The organism is Rhizomonospora bruguierae (genome assembly GCF_018397995.1).
Taxonomy (GTDB): domain Bacteria; phylum Actinomycetota; class Actinomycetes; order Mycobacteriales; family Micromonosporaceae; genus Rhizomonospora; species Rhizomonospora bruguierae.
In genome coordinates this window covers 1-23,568 of the sequence record NZ_BBQH01000057.1, presented here as the reverse complement: position 1 = coordinate 23,568, position 23,568 = coordinate 1, and the positions used below count along the sequence as shown (strand labels likewise).

The 23,568-nt window shown below is 75.7% G+C and carries 19 protein-coding genes and 2 pseudogenes; 4 read left to right on the top strand and 17 right to left on the bottom strand.

Annotated features, from left to right (window positions below):
- Positions 1 to 67: 67 nt before the first annotated feature.
- The 11 genes and pseudogenes from KJS59_RS24490 to recN all read right to left on the bottom strand — a co-directional run bounded on the left by KJS59_RS24490 (position 68) and on the right by recN (position 14,871).
- On the bottom strand, positions 68 to 1,000 hold the full coding sequence (locus KJS59_RS24490; protein WP_213455326.1) for a site-specific tyrosine recombinase XerD: 933 nt from the start codon (positions 998 to 1,000) through the stop codon (positions 68 to 70).
- Positions 997 to 2,112: an alanine dehydrogenase gene (ald, locus tag KJS59_RS24485; protein ID WP_213455316.1), complete on the bottom strand. Its 1,116-nt coding sequence runs from the start codon at positions 2,110 to 2,112 to the stop codon at positions 997 to 999. Before ald ends, KJS59_RS24490 begins: the two co-directional genes overlap by 4 nt.
- 128 nt (positions 2,113 to 2,240) lie before the next feature.
- Positions 2,241 to 2,864, bottom strand: coding sequence for an NUDIX domain-containing protein (locus tag KJS59_RS24480; RefSeq protein WP_213455315.1), 624 nt, complete (start codon positions 2,862 to 2,864; stop codon positions 2,241 to 2,243).
- The gene (locus KJS59_RS24475) at positions 2,861 to 4,564 is read right to left on the bottom strand and encodes a CTP synthase (RefSeq protein WP_213455314.1); all 1,704 of its coding nucleotides are present in this window, start codon (positions 4,562 to 4,564) and stop codon (positions 2,861 to 2,863) included. The genes KJS59_RS24480 and KJS59_RS24475 overlap by 4 nt, the downstream gene beginning before the upstream one ends.
- Before the next feature lie 255 nt (positions 4,565 to 4,819).
- Positions 4,820 to 7,252, bottom strand: a complete 2,433-nt coding sequence (locus tag KJS59_RS24470; RefSeq protein ID WP_213455331.1) for a hypothetical protein — start codon at positions 7,250 to 7,252, stop codon at positions 4,820 to 4,822.
- Positions 7,252 to 8,361, bottom strand: coding sequence for a glycosyltransferase family 4 protein (locus KJS59_RS24465; RefSeq protein WP_213455325.1), 1,110 nt, complete (start codon positions 8,359 to 8,361; stop codon positions 7,252 to 7,254). The genes KJS59_RS24470 and KJS59_RS24465 overlap by 1 nt, the downstream gene beginning before the upstream one ends.
- Before the next feature lie 7 nt (positions 8,362 to 8,368).
- Positions 8,369 to 10,007, bottom strand: a pseudogene (gene murJ, locus KJS59_RS24460) (murein biosynthesis integral membrane protein MurJ); the annotation flags it as partial.
- A 65-nt stretch (positions 10,008 to 10,072) separates the two neighbouring features.
- Positions 10,073 to 10,897 carry a hypothetical protein gene (locus KJS59_RS24455; protein ID WP_213455324.1) on the bottom strand — a complete coding sequence of 275 codons (825 nt, stop codon included), beginning with the start codon at positions 10,895 to 10,897 and terminating at the stop codon, positions 10,073 to 10,075.
- 16 nt (positions 10,898 to 10,913) lie between these two features.
- Positions 10,914 to 11,840, bottom strand: a complete 927-nt coding sequence (locus KJS59_RS24450) for a copper transporter (protein ID WP_213455313.1) — start codon at positions 11,838 to 11,840, stop codon at positions 10,914 to 10,916.
- Positions 11,841 to 11,865: 25 nt separating this feature from the next.
- Positions 11,866 to 13,044, bottom strand: a complete 1,179-nt coding sequence (gene steA, locus KJS59_RS24445; RefSeq protein ID WP_213455312.1) for a putative cytokinetic ring protein SteA — start codon at positions 13,042 to 13,044, stop codon at positions 11,866 to 11,868.
- Positions 13,045 to 13,146: 102 nt separating this feature from the next.
- Complete coding sequence (gene recN / locus KJS59_RS24440; RefSeq protein WP_213455323.1) at positions 13,147 to 14,871, bottom strand: DNA repair protein RecN; 1,725 nt, start codon at positions 14,869 to 14,871, stop codon at positions 13,147 to 13,149.
- A gap of 216 nt (positions 14,872 to 15,087) precedes the next feature.
- Between recN and KJS59_RS24435 the strand changes: the two are divergent.
- Together KJS59_RS24435 and KJS59_RS24430 are read left to right on the top strand one after the other, a co-directional pair.
- Positions 15,088 to 15,957, top strand: a pseudogene (locus KJS59_RS24435) (helix-turn-helix domain-containing protein); the annotation flags it as partial.
- 47 nt (positions 15,958 to 16,004) lie between these two features.
- On the top strand, positions 16,005 to 16,256 hold the full coding sequence (locus tag KJS59_RS24430) for a DUF397 domain-containing protein (RefSeq protein WP_213455311.1): 252 nt from the start codon (positions 16,005 to 16,007) through the stop codon (positions 16,254 to 16,256).
- A 145-nt stretch (positions 16,257 to 16,401) separates the two neighbouring features.
- Here KJS59_RS24430 and KJS59_RS24425 read toward each other — a convergent pair whose 3' ends face one another.
- The 4 genes from KJS59_RS24425 to KJS59_RS24410 form a co-directional block, all read right to left on the bottom strand.
- The gene (locus KJS59_RS24425) at positions 16,402 to 17,277 is read right to left on the bottom strand and encodes an NAD kinase (RefSeq protein ID WP_249714832.1); all 876 of its coding nucleotides are present in this window, start codon (positions 17,275 to 17,277) and stop codon (positions 16,402 to 16,404) included.
- Between the two features lie 14 nt (positions 17,278 to 17,291).
- Complete coding sequence (locus KJS59_RS24420) at positions 17,292 to 18,137, bottom strand: TlyA family RNA methyltransferase (RefSeq protein WP_213455309.1); 846 nt, start codon at positions 18,135 to 18,137, stop codon at positions 17,292 to 17,294.
- A 1-nt stretch (position 18,138) separates the two neighbouring features.
- Positions 18,139 to 18,348: a hypothetical protein gene (locus tag KJS59_RS24415; RefSeq protein WP_213455330.1), complete on the bottom strand. Its 210-nt coding sequence runs from the start codon at positions 18,346 to 18,348 to the stop codon at positions 18,139 to 18,141.
- An 86-nt stretch (positions 18,349 to 18,434) separates the two neighbouring features.
- Positions 18,435 to 19,196, bottom strand: coding sequence for a phasin family protein (locus KJS59_RS24410; RefSeq protein ID WP_213455308.1), 762 nt, complete (start codon positions 19,194 to 19,196; stop codon positions 18,435 to 18,437).
- Positions 19,197 to 19,329: 133 nt separating this feature from the next.
- Between KJS59_RS24410 and KJS59_RS24405 the strand changes: the two genes are divergently transcribed.
- A complete protein-coding gene (locus tag KJS59_RS24405) occupies positions 19,330 to 19,668 on the top strand; it encodes an alkyl sulfatase C-terminal domain-containing protein (protein ID WP_213455307.1) in 339 nt (112 codons plus the stop codon).
- 20 nt (positions 19,669 to 19,688) lie between these two features.
- On the opposite strand, the gene KJS59_RS24400 is transcribed toward KJS59_RS24405, so the two are convergent.
- Together KJS59_RS24400 and KJS59_RS32335 are read right to left on the bottom strand one after the other, a co-directional pair.
- Entirely contained in the window at positions 19,689 to 20,681 is a 993-nt protein-coding gene (locus KJS59_RS24400; RefSeq protein WP_213455306.1) for an HAD-IIA family hydrolase, read from the bottom strand.
- Positions 20,678 to 22,099, bottom strand: a complete 1,422-nt coding sequence (locus KJS59_RS32335; protein WP_376771254.1) for a tetratricopeptide repeat protein — start codon at positions 22,097 to 22,099, stop codon at positions 20,678 to 20,680. Before KJS59_RS32335 ends, KJS59_RS24400 begins: the two co-directional genes overlap by 4 nt.
- A 693-nt stretch (positions 22,100 to 22,792) precedes the next feature.
- Between KJS59_RS32335 and KJS59_RS24390 the strand changes: the two genes are divergently transcribed.
- A complete protein-coding gene (locus KJS59_RS24390; protein ID WP_213455305.1) occupies positions 22,793 to 23,506 on the top strand; it encodes a hypothetical protein in 714 nt (237 codons plus the stop codon).
- Positions 23,507 to 23,568 lie beyond the last annotated feature (62 nt).

Genomic DNA, 23,568 nt, shown 5'->3' with positions numbered 1-23,568 from the left:
CGTTGCCCGACTGTACGCCACGGCACGCGGTCATCAGCCGTCACTGGCGCGGCGTGTCGACACGCCATCACCCGCGCGCCCGCGGATGCGCCGTCGCGTACACCTCGCGCAGCCGGTCGACGGTGACGAGGGTATACACCTGGGTGGTGGTCACCGACGCGTGCCCCAGCAACTCCTGCACCACCCGCACGTCCGCGCCGCCGTCGAGCAGGTGGGTGGCGTAGGAGTGGCGCAGCGTGTGCGGCGAGACCCCGTGCGGGCCGTCGGCGGGCAGGCCGGCGCGCTCGGCGGCGCGGCGCAGGATGGTCCAGGCGCTCTGCCGCGAGAGCGGGCCGCCCCGCGCGTTGAGGAACACCGCGTGGCTGCCCCGCCCGGCCGCGACCAGGTGCGGGCGGGAGCGGGTCAGGTACGCGCCGATCGCCGCCACCGCGTAGCTGCCGATCGGCACCGCCCGGGTCTTGCCGCCCTTGCCGTGCAGGATGGCGGCGCTCGCGTCTAGGTCCAGGTCGTCGATGACCGCGCCGACCGCCTCGGAGATGCGCGCCCCCGTGCCGTACAGGAACTCCAGCAGCGCCCGGTCGCGCAGCCCGAGCGCCGAGTCGTCGGGCACGCCCAGCAGCGCGGTGACCTGCGTGACGTCCAGCGCCTTGGGCAGCCGGCGCGGCGGGGTGGGTGGGCGCACGTCCCGGGTGGGGTCGGTCTCGGCCAGCCGTTCCCGGACCGCGAACCGGTGCAGCCCGCGGACCGCGCTCACCCCGCGCGCCGCGGACGCGGTTGCCAGCGCCGGGTGGTCGGCGTCGCCCTCCCGCAGCGCCGCGAGGTGGTCGGCCACGTCCCGCGGGGTCACCCGGGCCAGGTCGGTGATCCCCCGCGCCGCCAGCGCCTGCGCGTACCGGCCCAGGTCCCGCCGGTACGAGGCGAGCGTGTTCGCGGCCAGCCCGCGCTCGACGGTCAGGTGGTCCAGGTAGGTGCGGATGACCCGTTCGATGCTGCGGCTCAGCCCAGAACCTCCTCCGGGCCGACGCTGCTCATTCCGTGCGCCTCGGCCACCGGCCCGTAGGTCACCTGGCCGTCGTGGGTGTTCAGGCCCAGCGCCAGCGCCGGGTCCTTGCGCAGCGCGTCCCGCCAGCCGCGGTTGGCCAACTCCAGCGCGTACGGCAGGGTCACGTTGGTCAGGGCGTACGTGCTGGTGTGCGGGACCGCGCCGGGCATGTTGCCCACGCAGTAGAACAGCGAGTCGTGCACCCGGTAGGTGGGCTCGGCGTGCGTGGTGGGCCGCGAGTCCTCGAAGCAGCCGCCCTGGTCGATGGAGATGTCCACCAGCACGCTGCCCGGCTTCATCCGGGACACCAGCTCGTTGGAGATCAGCTGCGGCGCCTTCGCGCCGGGCACCAGCACCGCGCCGATCACCAGGTCCGCGTCCAGCACGGCCCGCTCGATCTCGTACCCGTTGGAGGCGATCGTCTGGATGTGGCCCCGGTAGTCCGCGTCGGCGGCCCGCAGCCGGGCGATGTTCTTGTCCAGCAGCAGCACCTCGGCCTGCATGCCGAGGGCGATCGCGGCGGCGTTCATGCCGGACACGCCGGCGCCGATCACCACGACCTTCGCCGCGTACACGCCGGGCACGCCGCCCATCAGCACGCCCCGGCCGCCGCCCTGGCGCATCATGTGGTACGCGCCGACCTGCGGCGCCAGCCGGCCGGCCACCTCGGACATCGGCGCCAGCAGCGGCAGCGACCGGTCCGGCAGCTCGACCGTCTCGTACGCGATCGCGGTCACCCGGCGCTCGACCAGCGCGTCGGTGCACTCCTTCGACGCGGCCAGGTGCAGGTAGGCGAACAGCACCTGCCCGGGACGCATCCGCTGGTGCTCCTCGGCGACCGGCTCCTTGACCTTCAACACCAGGTCGGCGGCGCCCCACACGTCGTCCGCGTCCGCCATGATCTTCGCGCCGGCGGCGGCGTAGTCGCCGTCCGCGATCGACGAGCCGGCGCCCGCACCCGCCTGGACGAAGACCTCGTGCCCGGACCGGGTGAACTCGTTCACGCCGGCCGGGGTGATCGCCACCCGGTACTCGTGGTTTTTGACCTCGCTCGGGATACCGACCTTCACCTGGGACTCCCGTCGCTCCCGGCGGCCGCGCCGGCCGGCTCCATCGCCGCGCCGGTCACCGGCTCACTTGGCGGCAGTCTAGGTTCCTCCCCTTCGGCGCGTGCGACATCAGGGTGCACGGTGGTCCCTCACCGACCTACGGCCGCGTCGGGTAGCGGCGCGTCGACGGGGCGCACATCCCGCCACCCGTTGTCCCGGGCACGGGCGGCGGCCAGGACCCCGGCGGCGCAGGCCGCGTTGGTGATCTCGCCGCGCAGCACCATCGCGACCGCCTCGTCCAGCGGCACCCGGGCGACGGTCAGCTCCGCCTCCTCGTCGCGCCGCTCGTGCCGCTCCGCCTCGGGCACCTCGCCCAGCTCCCGGGCCAGATACACCCGGATGAGTTCGTTCGACGCCCCCGGGGTGGGGTGCAGGTCCACCAGCGTCTCCAGGCGGCCGGCGGTCAGGTCCGCCTCCTCGCCCAGCTCGCGCAGCGCCGCCGCGGGCAGATCCTCGCCCTTGACGTCGATCAGCCCGGCCGGCAGCTCCCACAGCCGCGCCCGCGGCGGGTGCCGGTACTGCTTGATGAGCACCACCCGCTCCTGCTCGTCCACCGCCACCACACCGACCGCGCCGACGTGCTTGATGTAGTCCCGCTCGGCCACCCTGCCGCCCGGCATCACCACCTCGTCGGTGACCACCGTGAACATCGACCCGCGGTAGCGCTCGTGCTCGGCCTTGACCGGGTACGTGTGGCCCGCCGGGGTACTCATGCCTGCGCCACCGCGGCCTCGGGCAGCGTGTCCACGGGAAGCTGGTCGGCGCGCGAGTAGTCGATCGCGGCGCCCACGAACGCGGCGAACAGCGGATGCGGGCGGGTCGGGCGGCTCTTCAGCTCCGGGTGCGCCTGCGTGCCCACGTAGAACGGGTGCAGCGACTCGTCCAGCTCCACGAACTCCACCAGCCGGCCGTCCGGCGACGTGCCGGTGACCCGCAACCCCGCACCGACCAGCGCCTCCCGGTACGCGTTGTTCACCTCGTACCGGTGCCGGTGCCGCTCGCTGATCAGCTCCGACCCGTACGCCTTGGCCACCAGCGACCCCGGCGTCAGCTTCGCCGGGTACGACCCGAGCCGCATCGTGCCGCCCAGGTCGCCCCTGCCAGCCACGATGTCCTCCTGGTCCGCCATCGTGGCGATCACCGGGTGGGCGGCCTCCGGGTCGAACTCGGCCGAGTTCGCGCCGGTCAGCTCCGCCAGGTTCCGCGCCGCCTCGATGGTCATGCACTGCAGGCCCAGGCACAGCCCCAGCGTCGGGATGCGGTTCTCCCGGGCGAACCGGGCCGCGCCCACCTTGCCCTCTATGCCACGCACCCCGAACCCGCCGGGGATCACGATGCCGTCCACGCCCGCCAGCGCCGCCGCCGCGCCGGCCGCCGTCTTGCACTCGTCGCTGGGCACCCAGCGCACCAGAACCCGCGCCCGGTGCCCGAACCCCGCCGCCCGGACCGCCTCGCTCACCGACAGGTACGCGTCGGGCAGGTCCACGTACTTGCCGACGAGCGCGATCGTCACCGTATGCACCGGGTGGTGGACCCGCTCCAGCAGGTCCTCCCACACCGTCCAGTCCACGTCCCGGAACGACAGCCCGAGCCGGCGCACCACGTACGCGTCCAGCCCCTCGCTGTGCAGCACCCGCGGGATGTCGTAGATGCTCGGCGCGTCCGGCGCGGCGATCACCGCCTCGCGGTCCACGTCGCAGTACAGGCTGAGCTTGTGCTTGAGCTTGTCCGGGATCTCCCGGTCCGACCGGCACACCAGCGCGTCCGGCTGAATACCGATGTTGCGAAGCGCCGCCACCGAGTGCTGCGTCGGCTTGGTCTTCAGCTCGCCGGACGGCGCCAGGTACGGCACCAGCGACACGTGCAGGTAGAAGCAGTTGTCCCGGCCCAGGTCGTGCCGGATCTGCCGGATCGCCTCCAGGAACGGCAGCGACTCGATGTCACCCACGGTGCCGCCCACCTCGGTGATCACCACGTCCGGCGTGCGCCCGTCCTCGTCCGGCTCGGCCATCGCCCGGATGCAGGCCTTGATCTCGTTGGTGATGTGCGGGATCACCTGCACCGTGTCGCCCAGGTACTCGCCGCGCCGCTCCTTGGCGATCACCGCCGAGTAGATCTGCCCCGTGGTGACGTTCGCCGCCGCCGACAGCTCCCGGTCCAGGAAGCGCTCGTAGTGCCCCACGTCCAGGTCGGTCTCGGCGCCGTCCTCGGTGACGAACACCTCGCCGTGCTGGAACGGGTTCATCGTGCCCGGGTCGACGTTGAGGTACGGGTCCAGCTTCTGCATGACCACGTGCAGGCCGCGGGCGGTGAGAAGATTGCCCAGGCTTGAGGCGGTGAGCCCCTTGCCCAGCGAGGAGGCGACGCCCCCGGTGACGAAAATGTGCCGTGTCGTCCGTGCCGAAGGGGCCAAAGCTTGCTCCCGTGGTCTGTACGCGCCGGGCTAGGTCGCCCGATCCACGGGATTCAACAGTAACACCTGGCCCCGGCCCCATCCCGCCGGCCCGGGCCGGGCGCGCCGCCCGGTCCCGTCTCTTCTCCCAGCCCACGCCCCTCTCCGCGGGCGGGCGGAGCACCGCGGGCGGGCGGAGCGCCGCGAGATCTTGGTATGGATTCGCCGGAAAACGACCGGGTTGGTACCAAGATCTGCCGGAATGGTCGTCCTGAATCAGGAATGGGAGGCGGGCGGCGGCGCTGCGGGCGATGGGGGTACGGCCGGGGATGCGCTGGCTGAGGTGGGTGCCTTCGACGGCACCGAGGGGGGAGATCCCGCCGCGCCTGAGGCCGCCGTCTCGGCAGAACAAGCCTCCGCAGCACCCGCCTCCGCGGAGCCAGCATCCCCAGGACCCGCACCCACAGAACCCGCCTCCGCGGAGCCAGCACCCACAGAGCCCGCACCCACAGGACCCGCACCCACAGAGCCCGTACCCACGGAACCCGCGGGCTCGCAGCTCTCGGCTGCGGGGCACGCGGGCGGGGCTGCGGTGGCGGGGTCCGGTTGGAGCGGGGGTTGGGTGCGGTCCATGGCGTGGTGGAGGACACGGAGGGCGGCGATGGTGGCCAGCGGCAGGGCGACCGCCGCGGCGGCGCCGGCCACGGTCAGGGCCTCGCTGTTGAGCAGGCCGCCGAGGATGACGGCGACCGTGAGGCCGGCGAAGGCGGCACGCATGGCCGGGTAGAGGCCGAAGAGGCGTTTGAGGCCGCCCCATTCCTGCATGAGGGCGAGCCAGACGAAGGCGGCGGCGGCGATGGCGAGGATGGTCAGCGGGCTGGTGACGAACGCGACGCCGTTGGCGGCGGCGGCGCGGTGGACGGAGGGGCCGCCGGTGCCGTCGCTGAGCTGGGTGAGGAAGGTGCCGAGGGTGCCGCGGCGCTCGGCGGGGCGGCGCAGGTCGAGGACGGCGAAGCCGGAGGTGACGGCGACGCCGGCGAGGGTGGCCCAGGCGAGGCGGGCGAAGGTGAGCCAGCCGCCGGTGCTGATGGCGGCGGCGACGCTGACGCCGGCGGTGAGGGCGATGGCGCCGCCGGCGTCGGAGCCGAGGTACGGGCTGCCGACCAGGACGACGGCGATGCCACCGACGATGACCACGACGGTGGGCCGCCAGCTGCGGCTGACCTGCTGGGCGAGGTGGCCGGCGAGGAGCAGGGCGCCGGCGGCGAGCACGCCGAGGCCGACGGTGCCGATGCCGGCGTACCGGGCGCCTTCCAGGGCGGAGTAGCCGGCGACGCCGTTGAGTTGGAGGCGGGCTCCGGTGAGCACGTCGACGGCCACGACGCCGGCGGCGAGGGCGGCGACCAGGCCGAGCGGGCCGAGCGGGCGCCGGAACGGGGCGGCGAACCGGACCCCGGCGGTGAGCAGGGCCAGGACGGCGGCGGCGGCGAGGCCGAACACGATGCCGGAGCGGTCCGCCCGCCACCAGGGGATGGCGTCGGCGATCAGGGCCGCGGGTATCGCCAGGGCGGTGGCGGTGAGCAATGTCTCGGCGGCGCGGACCAGGCGCGGTGGGGCCGGGCGGGGGGCGCCGGGACCGCCGTGGGGGCGGGCCCGCCACAGCAGCGGGACGGCGACCACGAACAGGATCAGTTCGAGCGCGCCGAGCAGGACGAAGAATCGGTTCGCGACCCGCTGCCGGGCGCGGGCCTCCCGGTCGGCGTCGGCGGGGCGGGCGACGGCGGCGGCGAGGTCGGTGGGGCGCTCGCCGGCGCTGCTGGCCGGCTGGCCGGCGAACAGTTTCTGCGGGGAGGACCGGTTCAGCGCGGCGAGCGCGGTGGGTGCCAGGTCGATGAGCTGCACGTACCCGGGGCGCCCGGTGCTGGTGGAGGTGAGCCAGCCGCCCTCCCAGCCGGGCCCGTCGGCGATGGCGACGTGCAGGCGGCCGGCGGTGTCGGTGTCGGACAGGCCGGCGACGAGGATCAGCGAGTGGTCGGGCCGGGCGGCCAGGATCCGGGCGAGGGTGCTGTCGGCCCGGGCCACGGCGGCGGCGCGGGTTTTGCCGGTGCCGGTGACCGTGCCGAGGTCGACGAAGCCGAGCACGCAGGACGCGAGCAGCGGCGCCGCGTTGCTGGGCAGCGCGGGCGCGTACCGGTCGACCCGGCCGAATGGGCGGGCGGCGGCGATCGCGGCGCCGGGGCCGACGGCCACGGTGCAGCGCACCGATTCGGACAGCGCCCCGGGCACCGCACCCCAGGGCAGGTTCTCCCGGTTGTGGCGGACCACCGACTCCTGCGCCGGTACCCGGGCGCCGGTCTTGTCGGGCCGGTCCACGGTGAGGCCGTCGGCGGGGCACGGGCCGCTGGTGCGGGCGCCGGGGGCGGCGGCGTAGTTGCCGGCGCCGAGGGTGAGCCAGCCGTCGACGGGGCAGGTCGGGTTGGCGGCCGAGCGCACGGACAGCGACCCGATGGAGCCGTGTTCGGCCAGCCGCCACAGGGCCGGCGTGCCGATCTCGCTCAGGTCGTCCCAGCGTAGGCCGGGTGCGCCGGCGATGATCACGTAGTCGACGGGGGTCTGGGCGACGCCGGTGGCGGGCCGCATGACGAGGCCGACCATGCCCGCCACCGCGACGATCGCGGCGAGCGCGAGCGGGATGAGCCGACGCAGCATCAGCCGTGGCCCGTGGTGGCCGGGACGAGGTCGTGGTAGACGGCGCGGACGTCGGCGACCATATCCGCCTCGCTCGGCCAGGCCGCCGCCCGGGCCGGTCCGCGGGCGGCGTACTCCGCCCGCCTGGCCGGGTCGGCCAGCATCGCCCGGACCGCCTCGTCGAGCGCGTCCACGTCCTGCGGGGGGATCAGCACCGCCGCGTCGCCGACGAGTTCGGGCAGGCCGCCGACGGCGGTCGCGACCAGCGGCGCGCCGACGCGCAGCGCCTCCTGGGCGAACAGCTGGCGGGCCTCCCAGACGCTGCTGACCACGGCCAGGTCGGCGGCGGCGAGCAGGTCCGCCACGTCGGTGCGGTGGCCGAGCAGCTGGACCGGCGCGTGGGCGTCGGAGATCCGGGCGGCGAGGTTCATGTACGCGGGCCCGCTGCCGGCGATGAGTACGACCGGGGCCGGGTCGAGGTGGCGCCAGCGGGCGGCGGCGGCGATGAGGGTGTCGTACCCCTTCTGGGGGTGCAGGCGCCCGACCGAGAGCACCAGTGGGACACCGGCGGGCACGCCGAACTCGGCCCGTACGGCGGCGGGCTGGCGGTGCGGGGGCGGCAGTTCGGGGGCGGCGACGGGGCTGAGTCGGGCGTCCCGGGCGCCGAGCCGGCGGGCCCGTTCGACCAGGTCGGCGGAGGCGCCGAGGGTGACGTCCGCGGAGCGGGCCACGATCCGCTCGACCATCCGCAGCGCGGGGGCCCGCACGCCCCGGGCGAGCAGCACGTTGTGCCAGGTGACGACCAACGGCCGGCGCTGGCGGGCCAGGCCGGCGACGAACCCGGCGCGCAGCCCGTGCGCGTGGATGATGTCGGGCTCGGCGGCGGTGAGCGCGCGGCGCAGGGCGCTGACGGCGCGGGCGTCGCCGGGCTGGGGGCTGGCCGGGACCTCCACCGGGACGAACGCGGCGCCCCGGCGGGTGAAGTCGAAGTGCTCCTGGGTGGCGGCCGGCCCGCAGACGGTGACGGTGCAGCCGGCGCCGGTGAGGCCGCCGGCCAGCGACACCACGTGCTGGCCGACCCCGCCGGTGCTGGAGGCCAGCACGAGCGCCACCCGACCGGTCCAGCTCACGTGTCCCCTCCTCCCCGTGGCCCGGGGCCCCTCCCCGTCGAGCCAGGTTCCGCCGAGCTGTGTGGCGCCGACGGCGCGGTGCGCCGCAGGCGTCGGGCCGCGCCGGCGAGCAGGGGGCGGAGGTCCGGCCGGTCCAGGCCGTAGACACCGGCGAGGTACACGGCGGTCACCGCGACCGTGGCCAGCGCGCCGGTCAGCGCGACCCCGAGGGTACCCGAGGGCGCGGCCGCGTGGACGACCGCGAGCCCCGCCCCGGCGGCCACGGCGCCGGCGGCCAACCCCGCGCCGGCGGCCCGACCGAGGCCGGCCAGCGCACCCGGCCCGGCCCGCCGGGCGACCACGACGAGCAGAACAGCGCCCACCACGAGCATGCCGGCGGAGTTACCCAGGGCCAGCGCGAGCACGCGCTGGTCCTCGGCCAGGCCGGCGGCGAGGGCGAGGGCGGCGAGCGCGGCGGCGGCCCAGCCGGCGACGGTGGCCCCGGCCGCGGCGGCGGTGTCCCCCCGCGCGTACAGGGCGCGGGAGAGGACGGCGAACAGCCCGTACCCGAGCAGGCCGGGCGCGAAGCCGGCGATGCCGGCGGCGAGCGGGCCGGACGCGGGCGCCTGCGGCATGAGCGCGACCAGCACCCGGGCGGCCGGCCCGGCCAGCGCGAGCAGCGCGGCGGCGCCGAAGCAGCTCAGCAGCAGCACGGCCCGGGTGGCGCCGGCCAGCGTGGCCCGGTACCGGTGGTGGTCGCCGGTGCCGGCGGCGGCCGCCATCGAGGGGTAGGCCGCGGTCGCCAGGGGGACGGCGAGCACCGCCCAGGGCAGCAGGAACATGGTCTGCGCCAGGTTGTAGAGGACCAGCGAGCCGGACGGTCCCGCCCCGGCCAGCCGGATGCTGACCAGCACCGCGATCTGCTGGGCGGCGACGGTGGCCACCCCGGCGGCGGCCAGCGGCCCGACCGTGCCGCGCGCCGCGCCGGCGAACGAGTACCGGGGACGCAGCGTCAGCCGCAGCCCGCGGGTGGCCGGTATCAGGCACAGCGTGAGCACCACCACGCCGAGCGTCGTACCGACCGAGAGGATCAGTTCGCCGGTGCGGGACAGGCCGGTCACGTCCGCGCCCCGGCCCGCGACGGGGACGAAGACGGCGTACGCGCCGATGACCGTGACGCTGGACAGCAGCGGGGCCAGCGCCGGCCAGGCGAACCGGCGGTGCGCCTGGAGCAGCCCGGTCAGCACGATGCCGACCCCGTACAGCGGCAGTTGGGGCGCGAAGACGGTGAGCATCCGGGCACCCACGTCCGCCTGGGCGCCGCTCGCGTCCACGGTCAGCCGCAGGATCGGCCCGGCGAGCAGCGCGACCAGCAGCGACAGCGGGACCAGCAGGGTCAGCGTCCAGGTCAGCAGGGCCGAAACCGTCCGCGACACGGCGGCCCGGTCGCCGCGGGCCACGTCGGCGGCCAGCAGCGGGACGACCAGGCTGGCCAGCGCCCCGCCCGCGACGATCTCGAAGACGATGTTCGGGACCGTGTTCGCCGCCAGGTACACGTCGCCGAGGTCGTTCTTGCCGACCGCCCAGCCGAAGGCGATCGTGCGGCCGAAGCCGGCGAGGCGGCTGGCCACGGTGAGCACGGCGATCAGCGCCGCCGCCCCCGCGATCCGCCCGCCCCGGCTCGCGCCGGGCCCCTCCGTGGGCGCGGCGGGTCCGGCGCCGGCCGGCGCCGTCACCTCGTCCGCCGACCCAGCTCATCCAGTTCGCGCAGGACCGGGGTGCGCTCGATGACCCGGGTGAAGCTGACCCGCTCGCTGGCGGCGGTCAGCGCGCCCACGGCGGCCAGCACGGCCAGCTTGCCGGCCAGCCCGGACCGGGCCGCGACGGCGACGCCGAGCAGCGCGCCGAGCGAGTTGGCGCCGGAGTCGCCGAGCATGGACCGCTCGTCGAGGTCGGATTCCAGCAGGCCGAGGGCCGCGCCGACGGGGCCGGCGGCCAGCCCGCCCCGGCGGCCGGCGGCCAGCGGGGCGCCGAGCAGCACCCCGGCCTTCAGCGCCCGGCCGGGGCGCAGGTCCAGCAGGTTGACCAGGTTCGCGGTCCCGGCGATGACGCCCGCGTCGGCGATGAAGTGGGCGACCGACCGGGCCCGGCCGCGCCCCCGCCCCGCGCCGAGCAGGGCGGCGGCGGCCGCCGCCGAGGCGCCCACCCCCGCGATCTTGACGAGCCCGCTGGTGACCCGGCCCTGGCGCAGCGCGCCGAGGTGGCCGCGGAAGCCCTTCGCCCGGTGTTCGGGGCGCCCGCCGACCAGGTCGTCGTAGAGGCCGACCGCGCCGGAGCCGAGCCCCGCGGTCAGCGCCGCGGCGGCCAGGGCCGGGCGGCCCGCCCCGGCGGCGCTGGTCAGCGAGGCGGCGGCGGCCAGGGCGGGGCCGCCGGCCAGGGTCACGGTCCGGCCGCGGAAGTTGGTGCGCTCCAACCGGTGCGCGCGCGGCGCCCCCGCGGCCGCGTTCAGCGCCGCCCGGGCGGCCGCGGCCCCCGCCGCGGCCAGCAACACCCTCATCACGCGGTGGAGCCTATTACTTCGGCATCAGCGCCGTGGCGCCGGAGCCGGCTCCGTAGTGGCCGACCTTCTTCTGCACCAACTGTTCGGTGATCGCCATGACGGTCACCACCCGGCCCTGGGAGGTCGGCACGTTGTCCACCGTGGAGATCGTCTTGGACAGCGCCGGGTCGCCTCGGACCGCGGAGATGACGTTGCCCTCGCCCCCGTCCGTGCCGGCCACGACCACCGGGCCGGCCTTGTCGAACTGCTCGACGAGGGTCACCACGGCCTCGTTCTTGCCGCCGGCGTCGCGGTCCTTGTACGGGCCGGAGCCCACGATCACGACCGCCTCGGCGGGCCCGCCGACCTTCGCGCCGGTGACCGAGATGAACCCCGCCGAGGAGTACGCGGTGAGCACCGACAACTGGTCGCCGGGGGGCACGGGGGTGCCCGGCCGGTCCATGAGCACCCCGGCCAGCAGGGCGCCGGACGTCTCCACGCCCTTGCTGTTGGCCGGCAGTTCCGCGCCCGGCACGCTCGGCGGCAGGGACTGGTCGGCCAGGGCCAGCAGGTCCTCGTTGTTGCCCGGGTTGGTCAGCTTGTCCAGCACGTCGACCCGGCCGGTGACCGTCGCCCCAGCGATCTTGAGCATCTCCATGACGCCGTCCACGTACTCCTTGGCGCCGGGCAGCACCAGCAGCAGCACCCGGTGGTTGGCCAGCGTGTTGCCCAGCAGCCGGGGCGCCGCCTGCACGGCGAAGTCCTCCCGCCGGTTGAGCTCGTTCTCGGTGCTGGTCAGCCGGTCCCGCAGCTCGCTCTTCTCCTTGCTCAGCGAGTTGACCTTGTCGCTGAGCGAGTCCGAGATCGGCCCGTTGAGCGCGGCGGTGCCGACCACCAGGCCGATCGCCAGGGCCAGGAACACCGCGGTCAGCGACACCACGTGGTACCGGAAATTGATCACTGTGGAAGCCTTCTCGTCGGTCGCGTCAGAACAGCCGGGTCAGCTCGAACATGAGATTGTCCCACCACTCCGCGACCACGGCGAGGTACGCCTGCCCCACCGTGGAGACCGCCACCGCGGCGGCCATCGCCGCCAGCGCCGACAGGATCAGCAGCAGCAGCGAGGAGCCGGGCAGGCTCTGCCGGTACAGCCGGCTCACGCCCTTGGCGTCGACCAGCTTGCCGCCGACCTTCAGCCGGGTCAGGAACGTGGAGGACATCCCGGCGCGCCCCTTGTCCAGGAACTCGACCAGGTTGTTGTGGGTGCCCACGGCGACGATCAGCGAGGCGCCCTTCTCGTCGGCGAGCAGCAGCGCGAGGTCCTCGCTGGTGGCCGCCGCCGGGAAGGTGATCGCCGACACGCCGAGCTGGCGGACCCGGTCCAGGCCGGGCGCCCGGCCGTCCGGGTAGGCGTGCACCACCACCTCAGCGCCGCAGCGCAGCACGTCGTCGCTGACCGAGTCCATGTCCCCGACGATCATGTCCGGGGTGTAGCCGAACTCGACCAGCGCGTCCGCCCCGCCGTCCACGCCGATCAGCACCGGCTTGAACTCGCGGATGTACGGGCGCAGCACGTCCAGGTCGGCCTTGTAGTCGTAGCCGCGCACCACGATCAGGCAGTGCCGGCGGTTGAGCCGGGTCTGCACGTCGGGCACGCCGACGCCGTCCAGCAGCAGGTCCCGCTCCTGCTTGAGGTACTCCAGGGTGTTCGCGGCGAACGCCTCGAGCTGCACGGACAGCCCCTCGCGGGCGTCCGCCATCGACTTGGCCACCGATTCGGCGTCCTGCCGCACGCCGGTGGCGACCACCGTGTCGCCGCGGTGCACGCCGGCGCCCTCGATCCGCACGAAGTCGCCCTCGCGCAGCTGCTGGAACACCTCCTCGCCGAGGTTGTCCAGCAGCGGCACACCGGCCTGGACGAGCACCTCGGGGCCCAGGTTCGGGTACCGCCCGGAGATGGACGGCTTGGCGTTGAGCACGGCGCCGACGCCGACCGCGACCAGCGAGTCGGCGGCGACCCGGTCCAGGTCGACGTGGTCGATCACGGCGATGTCGCCCGGGCGCAGCCGGCCGACCAGGCGCTTGGTCCGCCGGTCGAGCCGGACCACGCCCGCGATGGTGCCCGGTTCGGCGCTCCGGGCGCGGCGCAAGGTGGGAAGACGCATCGGATCCATCCTGGCATGCCCGGCCCGGAAACTCGCCCGCGACATGCCCCGAAGGCCCGATTCGCCCCTTCCACCTCGCCGGCCGCCCGGGCACCGCGGCGCCTACCGGGCCGGCTTCTCCCTCGCCGCCACCGCCAGCAACTCCTCCGCGTGGGCGATGCCGAGGTCCGAGTCGGGCAGGCCGGCCAGCATCCGGGCCAGCTCGCGGGCCCGCTCGGTGTCCTCCACCACCCGCACGCCGCTGGTCGTGACCGCGCCGCCGGTGTCCTTGGCGACCACCAGGTGCCGGTCGGCGAACGCCGCGACCTGGGGCAGGTGGGTCACCACCAGGACCTGGTGGCTGCGGGCCAGCCGGGCCAGCCGCCGGCCGATCTCCACCGCCGCCTGCCCGCCGACGCCCGCGTCCACCTCGTCGAAGACCAGCGTGGGCGGGCCGCCGGAGCCGGCGAACACCACCTCGATGGCGAGCATCACCCGCGACAGCTCACCGCCGGAGGCGCCCTTCTGCAGCGGCAGCGCCGGCGCGCCCGGATGGGCCAGCAGGCGCATCTCCACCTCGTCCGCGCCGTCCGGCCCGATCGGCTCGGCCCCACCCCGGGGCAGCACGGCGACCTCGATCCGCGCGTGCGGCATCGCCAGCCCGGCCAGCTCCGCCGTCACGTCCGCGGCGAACCGGCCCGCGGCCTCCGCGCGGGCCGCGGTGAGCCGGCCGGCCAGCTCGCCCACCTCCGCCGCCAGGCGCTGGCGCTCGCGGTCCAGCTCGTCCAGCAGCTCGTCGGAGGTGTCCAGCTCGCCCAGCCGCTCCCGGGCCCGGTCGGCCCAGGCGATCACGCCCGCCACGTCCTCCGCGTACTTGCGGGTCAGCGCGCGCAGCGCGGCCCGCCGCTCGTACACCTCGGTCAGCCGCGCCGGGTCGGCGTCCAGCTGCGCCAGGTACCCCGACAGCTCCGCCCCCACGTCGGTGACCAGCGTGGCGGCCTCCTCCAGCCGGGCGGCCAGCTCGCCCAGCGCCGGGTCGACCGGCGCCTGCGCCGCCAGGGTGCGCCGCGCGGTGCCCAGCATGGCGGTCGCGTCCGGGCTGTCGTCGCCGGCCTCGGCGCCGCCGGCCACCGCCAGGTACGCCTGCTGGGCCGCGGTGCGCAGTCCCTCGGCGTGCTCCAGCCGCTGCGCCTCGGCGCGCAGCGCGTCATCCTCCCCCGGCTGGGGGTCCACCCGGGTGATCTCGTCCAACCCCAGGCGGAGCAGGTCGGCCTGCTGGCTGCGCTCGCGGGCGTTGCGCCGCCGGTCGGCCAGATCCTCGGTGATCCGGCGCCACTGCGCGTACTTCTCGGCGAATGCCTCGAGCAGCTTCTCGTGCCCGGCGCCGGCGAACCGGTCCAGCGCGGCCCGCTGCTCGGCCGGGCGCAGCAGCCGCAACTGGTCCGACTGGCCGTGCACGGCGAGCACCTGCTCGCCCACCTCGCTGAGGACCGCCACCGGCATGCTCCGCCCGCCCACGTGCGCCCGGGACCGGCCCTCGGCGGTGACCGTACGGCTCAGCAGCAGCGCGCCGTCCTCGTCCGGCTCGGCGCCCGCCTCCGCGACGCGGGCCTGCACCGCCGCGGCGGAGGGCCCGGACAGCCGCAGCCGGCCCTCGACCACGGCCCGGCCCGGCTCCGCCCGGACCCGGCCGGCGTCGGCGCGCCCGCCGAACAGCAGGCCCAGACCGGTCACCACCATGGTCTTGCCGGCGCCGGTCTCGCCCGTGATCACGTTCATCCCCGCCGTCAGCGGCAGCGTCGTGTCCTCGATGACGCCGAGCCCGGTGATCCGCAACTCCTCCAGCACAGCCCCCGACAGTAGCCGCGCCATGTGACAGGACACCAGCCGGCGGGCTTCTGTCCACGTATAGATATTTTTCTCCACTGCGGACGGTGACATTAGCCTTACTCCGCCACTAACCTCCCTCCCCGCGGGGGTTTCGCGGCGAGCGGCCCGCGATCGCGGTGGCGGCCGCGCGGGCCGGACACCGGGTGTCCGGATAGTGGCGGAAGGGGGAGGCCCATGCCCGGGTCCAACAGGCGCCTGCCGATCGGCCGGCGCGGCGGGAAGGTGGGCGGCCGGCAGGCGACGCTGCGCGCCCGCTGGCTCGGCCTGCGCATGCGGGAACTGCGGGACGCGAACGGCCTGACGCTGCGCGAGGCGGCCAAGCACCTCCAGCGGGACTTCTCCGCGCTGAGCCGCTTCGAGACCGCCGACTGGCCCTTCCCCCGCGCGGACGTGCTCCAGTTACTCGACCTGTACGGAGTCACCGACGAGCGGCAGCGCGACCTGCTGCTGCACCTCACCGAGGACGTGTGGCGCAAGGACGAGTGGGAGACCCGCTTCGGCGACACGCTGCGCGACCCGTCCTTCTGCGACCTGCCGTGGCTGGAGGAGCGGGCCGAGGAGATCGTCAGCTTCGACAACACCGTCGTGCCCGGCCTGCTCCAGACCCGCGGGTACGCGGACGCGGTGATCCGGGCGGTCGAGGACTGCGAATCGGACGCCCGGGTGGCCGACTGGGTGGCCCGCCGGCTGGCCCGGCAACGCATCTTCGACGGCCCCCGGCCGCCCCGCCTGGCGGCGGTGCTGGACGAGGCGGTGCTGCGCCGGTCGGTCGGCGGGCCGGGCGTCCTGCGCCGCCAACTGGACCACCTGATCGAGGCGGCCGACCGGCCCGGCGTGTCGATCCGGGTGCTGCCGTTCGCCGCCGGGCCGCACGCCGGCCTCGACGGCCCGTTCATCCTGTTCCGGATGCCGCCGCCGTACCCGGAGACCGCCTACGTGGAGTCGCTGGCCGGCCGGCGGTTCGTGGAGCCGCCCAAGACCGCCCGCTTCGCCCGCGCGCACGAGCGCCTGCGCACCGCCGCGCTGCCCGAGCGCGAGTCCATCGAGTTCATCGCATCCATCGCCAGGGAGCTGAGATGCACGCAGCTGGTATGCCGGGATCCGGCACGCACGACGCAGGCGGCCGGGGAGCGGGAGTGCTGCCCGACGTCGCCTGGCACATCAGCAGCCGCAGCAGCGGCGCCGGCGCCGAGTGCGTCGAGGCCGGCCCGGTCCGGGACGGTTCCGGCCGGATCGCGGTCCGCCACAGCCACCGTCCCGAGGGCGAGGTCCTCTTCTACACACGCGCCGAGTGGGACGCATTCCTCGCGGGCGTGAAGAGCGGCGAGTTCGACTTCCGCTGACCGCGCGGGCTGGACGCGGCGGCGGCCGGGCGCCCGCGGGTGGGCGCCCGTTGCCGCGCCAGCCTCGACCGGAGGCCCCGGCCGGCGCCCACGGGGTACCCGCCTCGACGGAGGCCCGGGCCGGGCGCCCGCGGGTGGGCGCCGGTCAGCGGGCGTTGCCGCGCCAGCCCTCGACCGGGAGGGCGAACTTGGCCACCAGCCGGTCGGTGAACGGCTGCGGCTCCAGCCGCACCACCCGGACGGGCAGCTCACCCCGGCGCGCGGTCACCCGGGCGCCGGGCGGCAGGTCGTAGCAGCGCCGCCCGTCGCAGGTCAGCACGGCCAGCGGCGTGTACGGGTCCACGGTGATCACGATCTCCGAGGTGGGCGCGGTGACCAGCGGCCGGCTGAACAGGGCATGCGCGCTGATCGGCACCAGCAGCAGCGCCTCCACCTCCGGCCACACCACCGGACCGCCGGCCGAGAACGCGTACGCGGTGGAGCCGGTCGGGGTCGCGCACACCACCCCGTCGCAGCCGTACCGGGACAGCGGGCGCCCGTCCACGTCCACCCGCAGCTCCAGCATCTGCGCCCGGGAGCCCTTCTCCACGCTGATCTCGTTCAGCCCCCAGGACCGGACGATCTCGTGCCCGTTCAGCTCCGCGACCACGTCCACCGTCAGCCGCTCGTCCACCGTGTACGAGCGGGTCACCACGTCCCGCACCGCCTGGTCCACGTCGTGGATCTCCGCCTCGGCCAGGAAGCCCACCTTGCCGAGATTGATCCCCAGCAGCGGGACGCCGGCCGGGCGGGCCAGTTCGGCGGCGCGCAGCAGCGTCCCGTCCCCACCCAGGGCCAGGACGATCTCGCAGCCCTCGGCGGCCTCGGCCGGGTCGTCGCTGACCGGCAGCACGTCCTCGGGCAGGTCCAGGTCGGCCACCTCCTCGGCGATCACCCGGACGGCGAAGCCGGCCGCGATCAGGTCCGCGGCGACCGTGCTGGCGTGGGCGGCGCTGTGCTTGCGCCCCGTGTGCGTGACCATGAGCGCCGAGCGGGTCACGGCTGTCCTCCTTCGGTGGGGCCGTCGCCCCCGACCGCCCGCCCGCCGCCCGGTCCGGCGGCCACCGCGGCGTGCACCGCGGCCGGGTCGGCCGGTGGTGCGTCCCGGCGGAACCAGAGGAAGTACTCTACGTTGCCGGACGGCCCCGGCAAGGGGCTGGCGACCACGTCACGCACGCCCAACCCGAGCTGCGCGCCGGCCTCCGCCACCGCCAGCACCGCCTCGGCCCGCAGGTCGGGGTCGCGCACCACACCCCCGGCGCCGACCCGCTCCTTGCCGACCTCGAACTGCGGCTTGACCATCAGGACGAGATCGCCGGCCGGCTCGGTGCAGGCGGCCAGCGGCGGCAGCACCAGGCGCAGCGAGATGAACGACAGGTCCGCGACCGTGAGCGCGACGGTCCCGCCGATGGCGTCCGGGGTGAGCGCCCGGACGTTCGTGCGCTCGTGCACCCGCACCCGGGGATCGGTGCGCAGCGACCAGGCGAGCTGCCCGTACCCCACGTCCACCGCGACCACCTCGGCGGCGCCGGCGCGCAGCAGCACGTCGGTGAAGCCGCCGGTGGAGGCGCCCGCGTCCAGGCAGCGGCGCCCCGTGACCGGGGTGCCGAAGGCGCCCAGCGCCCCGGCCAGCTTGTGCCCGCCCCGCGAGACGTACTCCTCGGTGGCGTCGCCCCCGGTGACCCGCACCGGGTCCGCCGGGTCCACCATCGCGGCCGGCTTGGCGGCCGGCGAGCCCCTCACCAGGACCCGCCCCGCGGCCACCAGGGCGGCCGCCTGCTCCCGCGAGCGCGCCAGCCCGCGGCGCACCAGCTCGGCGTCGAGTCGGTTCCGGCGTGCCACGTCAGGCTTCGTCGATGGTCGCCAGGGTCTCCTGCAGGGTCCGGTGCGCCGCCTCGTACTCCGCGATCTGCTCGGCCGCGGGCAACTCGGCGGCGTTCGCCATCGCCTGCAGGGCGCCGTCCACGGCCGGGTGCCCGGTCCGCACCGGCCCACCCTCGCCGGCCGGGTCGCCCGGCCCCTCGCCCCAGCCCGGGCTCCCGCCCTGACTCACGCGCGGATCTTCGCCCGGGCCCCGGTTCGGGCTTGCGCCCGGACTCGCACCCCGGACCTCGCCCGGGGCGAACTGGTCGGGTGAGGTCACGGGGCGCCACCGGGCTCGCCAGCGGCCTTCCTGGCGGCCGCCTTCTTCACCGGCGCCTTCTTCGCGGCGGCCTTCTTCGCGGCGGCCTTGGCGACGGTGCTCTTGGCGGCCTTCGCCGGCGCCACGGGCCCGGGCTCCTCGCCCGCGGCCAGGCGGCCCTGCGCCTCGGCGCCGCCGACCGCCTCCGGCCCGCCGACCGCGCCGGTCGCCGGCCCGCTGCTGGGCGCGGCCGCCTTCGTCGCCTTCGCCGCCACGGCCTTCTTCGCCACGGCCTTCTTCGCGACCGCCTTCTTGGCCACGGCCTTCGCCGCCGGCGCCTTCTTCGCCGCACCGCTGGGCACCGCCTTGGCCGGACCCAGGCCCGCTTCCCCGTCCGTGGCGGGCGGCGCCACGACCTCGGCACCGACCGGCTCACCCGCCGCCTCGGCGACCGTCGCCGGCGCGGTCGTCGCGCTGGCCCGCGCCTCGGCGAGCTGTCGCTCCAGCTCACGCACCCGGCTGGCGAGCCGCTCGACCTCGTCCGCGCTCACCAGGCCGACCCGGCCCAGCGCCCGCTCCACCTCGGCGCGCACGACCTTCGTCAGCGCCTCCCGGGTGGCCGAACTGTTGGAGACCATGTCCTCGGCCAGCGCCTGCACCTGCACCGCCGTCGCGCCGCCCCGGCCGATCAGCTTCTTGGCGACCTTCTGCGCCTTCTTCCGGGACGTCTCGGTGAGCCCGAGTGCCATCTCCAGGTACGCCCGCCAAGCGTCTTGCATCCCCAGTCTCCTTCGACAGGCCGTCGCCCGACCCGGGCCACGGTACGCGTTGCATGTCACGCTACCGGGCGGCTCGCCGCGCCCTGTGCGGTACCGTGCCCGTGGTGTCCGATTCGAGTAGCGGAGGGTGAGCGTGGCGACCGAGGAAGAGTGCCGGTCCGCGCTGGAACGGCTCGCGGCCAACCTGGCCACGAACGCCGACGAGGTGCGCGGCAAGGTTGACCTGGACCGCACGCTCGCCCTGCGGGTGACCGACCTCGACACCGCGTTCCACGGCCGGCTCACCGACGGCCGCCTGGTCGACCTGACCGACGGCGACGACCCGGCCGCCAAAATCAAGATCTCCATGACCAGCGACGACCTGGTCGCCCTGGTCGACGGCAACCTCGACTTCGCCCGCGCCCTCGGCGCCCGCCGCGTCTCCCTCAACGCCAACCCGTTCGACCTGCTGAAACTCCGCAAGCTCCGCTAGCCGCACCGGCCGTCGGCCGGTCAGAGTTTGAGGGCGGCCAGGGCCGCCTGGGCCTGCGGCGTCGCGCCGCGCACCCGGCCCACCGGCTCCCCGGACCAGGCCCGCGCGCACAGCGCCGCCAGCGCGCCCGCCGGTCGGCCGGCGCCGCTCAACTCCAGGCCGTCGCCGGCCTCGCGCAGTGTCCAATCGTCCCCTGCGGAGGGTACGGGGGCAGCGCTGCCGGCGTCGGCCAGCGCGCCGAGGTTCTCGGCCACGTACGTGGGTCGCCGCAACGGCGGGGCGGTGAGCAGGTCCCGGGCGGTGCTAACTCCGGTGAGGACCAGCAGGCTGTCCATTCCGGCCCGGACGGCGCCCTCGATGTCGGTGTCCAGCCGGTCCCCGACGACCAGCGGCCAGCGGGCGTCCGCCCGGCTGGCCGCGGTGCGGAACAGCGCCGGCTCGGGCTTGCCGACGACCAGGTCCGGCTCCCGCTCCAGTGCCGTGCGCAGCACCGCCACCAACGAACCGTTGCCCGGCAGCGGGCCCCGCACGCTCGGCAGGGTCCGGTCCGTGTTCGTGGCCACCCACTGCGCCCCGGCCCGGATCGCGACGCTCGCCTCCGCGAGCTGCGCCCACCCCACGGCCGGCCCGTACCCCTGCACGACCGCCACCGGGTCGTCCGCGGCCTCGGCCACCGGGGTCAGCCCGGCGGCGGTCACCTCCGCGCGCAGCGCCTCGGCGCCCACCACCAGGACCGGCGAACCGGCCGGCAGCCGGCTCGCCAGCGCCTCGGCCGCCGCGCCCGCCGAGGTGAGCACCTCGTCCGCCCCGGCGATGATGCCCATGCCGGTCAGCAGCGCGGCGACGTCGGCCGCCTGCCGCGACGCGTTGTTGGTCGCGTACGCGACCGCCGTCCCGGCCTGGTGCAGCGCCCCGATCGCCTCGACCGCGCCGTCGATCGGCCGGTCGATCAGGTAGACCACCCCGTCAAGATCGAAAATGATCAGGTCGTACGCGTCGGCCAGTCCCGTCAACGCTCCCCCTCCGGGCGCTCCTCCCGCCGCTTGGCGGCCAGATCGGCGTCGATCCGGTCCAACCCGTTGGGGACGCTGTCCTCGTCGGCGGTGGCCGCGGCGGCGATGTCCGTGTCCGCGGCCAACGCGCTGCCGCTCTCTCCCGTGTCGACGCCGGTCGCGGAGTTGTCACGGGTGGCGGCGCCGTCCCGGGCCAGTTCCTCCGCCCCGGCCTGCTCGGCGTTGCTGCGCAGCCCGGCCCGCTCCTCACGCTCCGGACTGGCCGGGGCGCTGGCCGCCGGCCGCTGCCCGACGCCTTCCTGGTCACCCTCGTCGAACCAGACCGCCTCCGCGTTCGGGCGCCCGCCGGGCCCCTCGTCGCGAGCCGCCCGCTCCTGTTCGCCGGCCTGGTAGAGAGTTTCTTCCTCCTCTTCGGGTGCCCCCTCGACGGGCTGCGCGTCGCCGGCCGCCGACCGGTCCCGATCGACGCCGTCGTCGTCCCGATCGACGCCGTCGTCGTCCCGGTCGAGCTCCTCCACCTCGCCGTCGTACTCGGTCTCGCCGCCGTCGTCGGTGCCACCGTCGTCCTCGGTGCCGCCGGAGACTCGCTCCTCGTCCTCGTACCGGTCGCGGATCTCGCCCTCGAACCCGTCCTCGGCTTCGAACCCGTCGTCGCGCTCGTCCTCGTCCTCGAGTCGGTCGTCGTCCTCGTTCTCGAGTTCGTCGTCGTCCTCGAGTCGGTCGTCGTTCTCGTCGTTGAGTTCGTCGTCGTTCTCGTCCTCGGTGAGGACGACGCCGTCGAGTTCGAGCAGGCGCTCGGCGGCGTCGGTCTCGCCCTCCTCGTCGGCCTCGGCGACCCGTACGAACCACTCCCGCGCCTCGCCCCGCCGGCCGGCGCTGAGCAGCGCGTCGGCGTACGCGTACCGCAGCCGCGACACCCACGGGGCGTCCGCGGTCAGTTCGCGCACCTGAAGCATCGATACGGCGGCGTCCTGCTGGCCCATGTCGGCCCGTGCCGCCGCGCCGACGATCAGCAGTTCGATCGCCTCGGCCTGCTCCAACTGCTCCCGGTCGGCCGACCGGTACAGGTCCACGGCCCGCTCCGGGCGGCCCAGTGCCCGTTCGCAGTCCGCCAGAATGGCCAGGTGCGTCTGGCGCCCGGACATCCGGTGGTAGGTGCGCAGTTCCGACACCGCGGTCTGCCACTCCCCCGCCCGATACGCGGCCAGCCCGGTGGCCTCGCGCACCGCCGCGATCCGGGACGCCATCCGCCGCGCGGCCAGCGCGTGCGCCAGCGCTTCCTCCGGGTCGTCGTCGATCACGCGCCCCGTCATGACCAGGTGCCGCGCCACCGTCTCCGCCACCGGGCGCGACAGCGACCTCAGCTCGGCCCGCACCTCGGGCGCCAGGTCCGCGGCGTCCACGTCGTCGGGCAGCACCGGCCCCGCGGGCCGCTCCGGCGTACCCTCGCCGCGCTCCCACCGCCGGCCGGCCGCGGGCGCGTCCTCGCTGTCCGCCGCCCGCCACCGCCGCTCGGCATCGCCCCCCTGGACGTTGTCCTGATGCGGCCGCCCAGCCCGCTCCTCGCCCCGCTCGATGCCGCGGTCATGGTCCCGCTCGACCGCCGGCTCGCCACCGCGCTCGCCGTAACCGCCGCGCCGCTCGCGATCCCGCTCCTCACGGAACCCGGGCCGCTCCCGATCGCGGAACCCGCCGCGCGGGCGATCCTGGAAGCCTGGCCGTTCCCGGTCACGGAAGCCACCTTCACGGCGCGGGCCCCCGTCACGGAAGCCACCTTCACGGCGCGGGCCCCCGTCACGGAAGCCACCCTCACGACGCGGACCGCCCTCACGGAACCCGCCCTCACGACGCGGGCCCCCGTCACGGAAGCCACCCTCACGACGCGGACCCCCGTCACGGAAGCCACCCTCACGACGCGGACCCCCGTCACGGAACCCGCCCTCACGACGCGGACCCCCGTCACGGAAGCCGCCCTCACGACGCGGACCCCCGTCACGGAACCCGCCCTCACGACGCGGACCCCCGTCACGGAACCCGCCCTCACGACGCGGACCCCCGTCACGGAAGCCACCCTCACGACGCGGACCCCCGTCACGGAAGCCACCCTCACGATGTGGACCGCCCTCACGCTCGCTCCGGTCGCGGTAGCCGCCGCGGTCGCGGTCGCCGTATCCGCCCTCGCGGCCTGCCCCGGATCCGCCGCGGTCGCCGCCGCGGAAGCCGCCCTCGCTGCGCTGGCCACCCTGGCGGGAGCCGCCGTCGCGGTAACCGCCTTCGCGGCGCGGGCCGCCCTCGCGGAAGCCGCCCTCGCGGTAACCGCCGCCCTCGCGCCGGGCCCCACCGGCCCCGAAGTCGCCGTCGCGGCGGGCGCCGCCGCGGTAACCGCGCTCCTCGCGGTCCCGGTAGCCGCCCTCGCGGCGTTGGCCCTCGAACCGGCCGCCGCCGCGGTATCCGCCCTCGTCGCGGGAGCCGCCGCGCGGCGCCCCTTCGCGGTAGCCACCCTCGCGGCGCGGCCCGTCACGGAATCCCCCGTCGCGGTACCCGCCCTCGCGGCGCGGGCCGCCCTCACGGTCGCGGAAGCCGCCATCCCGGTAGCCGCCGCGCTGGCGCTCGCCGTCGTCGCGTCGGCTGTAGCCGCCGTTGCGGTCGCCGGCACCGCGACCGGCGCCACCCCGGGAGTCGCGGTCGCCGCCGCGCCCGCCCTGGTTCTGCCGGTCGCCCCAGTTGTCGCGCCGCCCGCCACGCTGGCCGCCCCGGTCGTACCCGCCCGCGCCGCCGCGGCCTTCGCGATCTCCGCCGCGGTCGCCGCGCGGATCGTCCGCTGATGAACTCACGGGTACTTCCTTCCTGCCTGCTGCAAGCTGCGCCGAACCGGGGCCTGTCTCTA

Excerpts from the sequence above, each read along its gene's own strand:
- KJS59_RS24430 (WP_213455311.1), top strand. The coding sequence starts at position 16,005 with ATGCCGGGATCCGGCACGCACGACGCAGGCGGCCGGGGAGCGGGAGTG.
- KJS59_RS24390 (WP_213455305.1), top strand. The coding sequence starts at position 22,793 with ATGTGGACCGCCCTCACGCTCGCTCCGGTCGCGGTAGCCGCCGCGGTC.
- KJS59_RS24455 (WP_213455324.1), bottom strand. The coding sequence starts at position 10,897 with ATGAGGGTGTTGCTGGCCGCGGCGGGGGCCGCGGCCGCCCGGGCGGCG.
- KJS59_RS24470 (WP_213455331.1), bottom strand. The coding sequence starts at position 7,252 with ATGCTGCGTCGGCTCATCCCGCTCGCGCTCGCCGCGATCGTCGCGGTG.
- KJS59_RS24480 (WP_213455315.1), bottom strand. The coding sequence starts at position 2,864 with ATGAGTACCCCGGCGGGCCACACGTACCCGGTCAAGGCCGAGCACGAG.
- KJS59_RS24425 (WP_249714832.1), bottom strand. The coding sequence starts at position 17,277 with ATGGTCACGCACACGGGGCGCAAGCACAGCGCCGCCCACGCCAGCACG.
- KJS59_RS24410 (WP_213455308.1), bottom strand. The coding sequence starts at position 19,196 with ATGCAAGACGCTTGGCGGGCGTACCTGGAGATGGCACTCGGGCTCACC.
- steA (WP_213455312.1), bottom strand. The coding sequence starts at position 13,044 with ATGCGTCTTCCCACCTTGCGCCGCGCCCGGAGCGCCGAACCGGGCACC.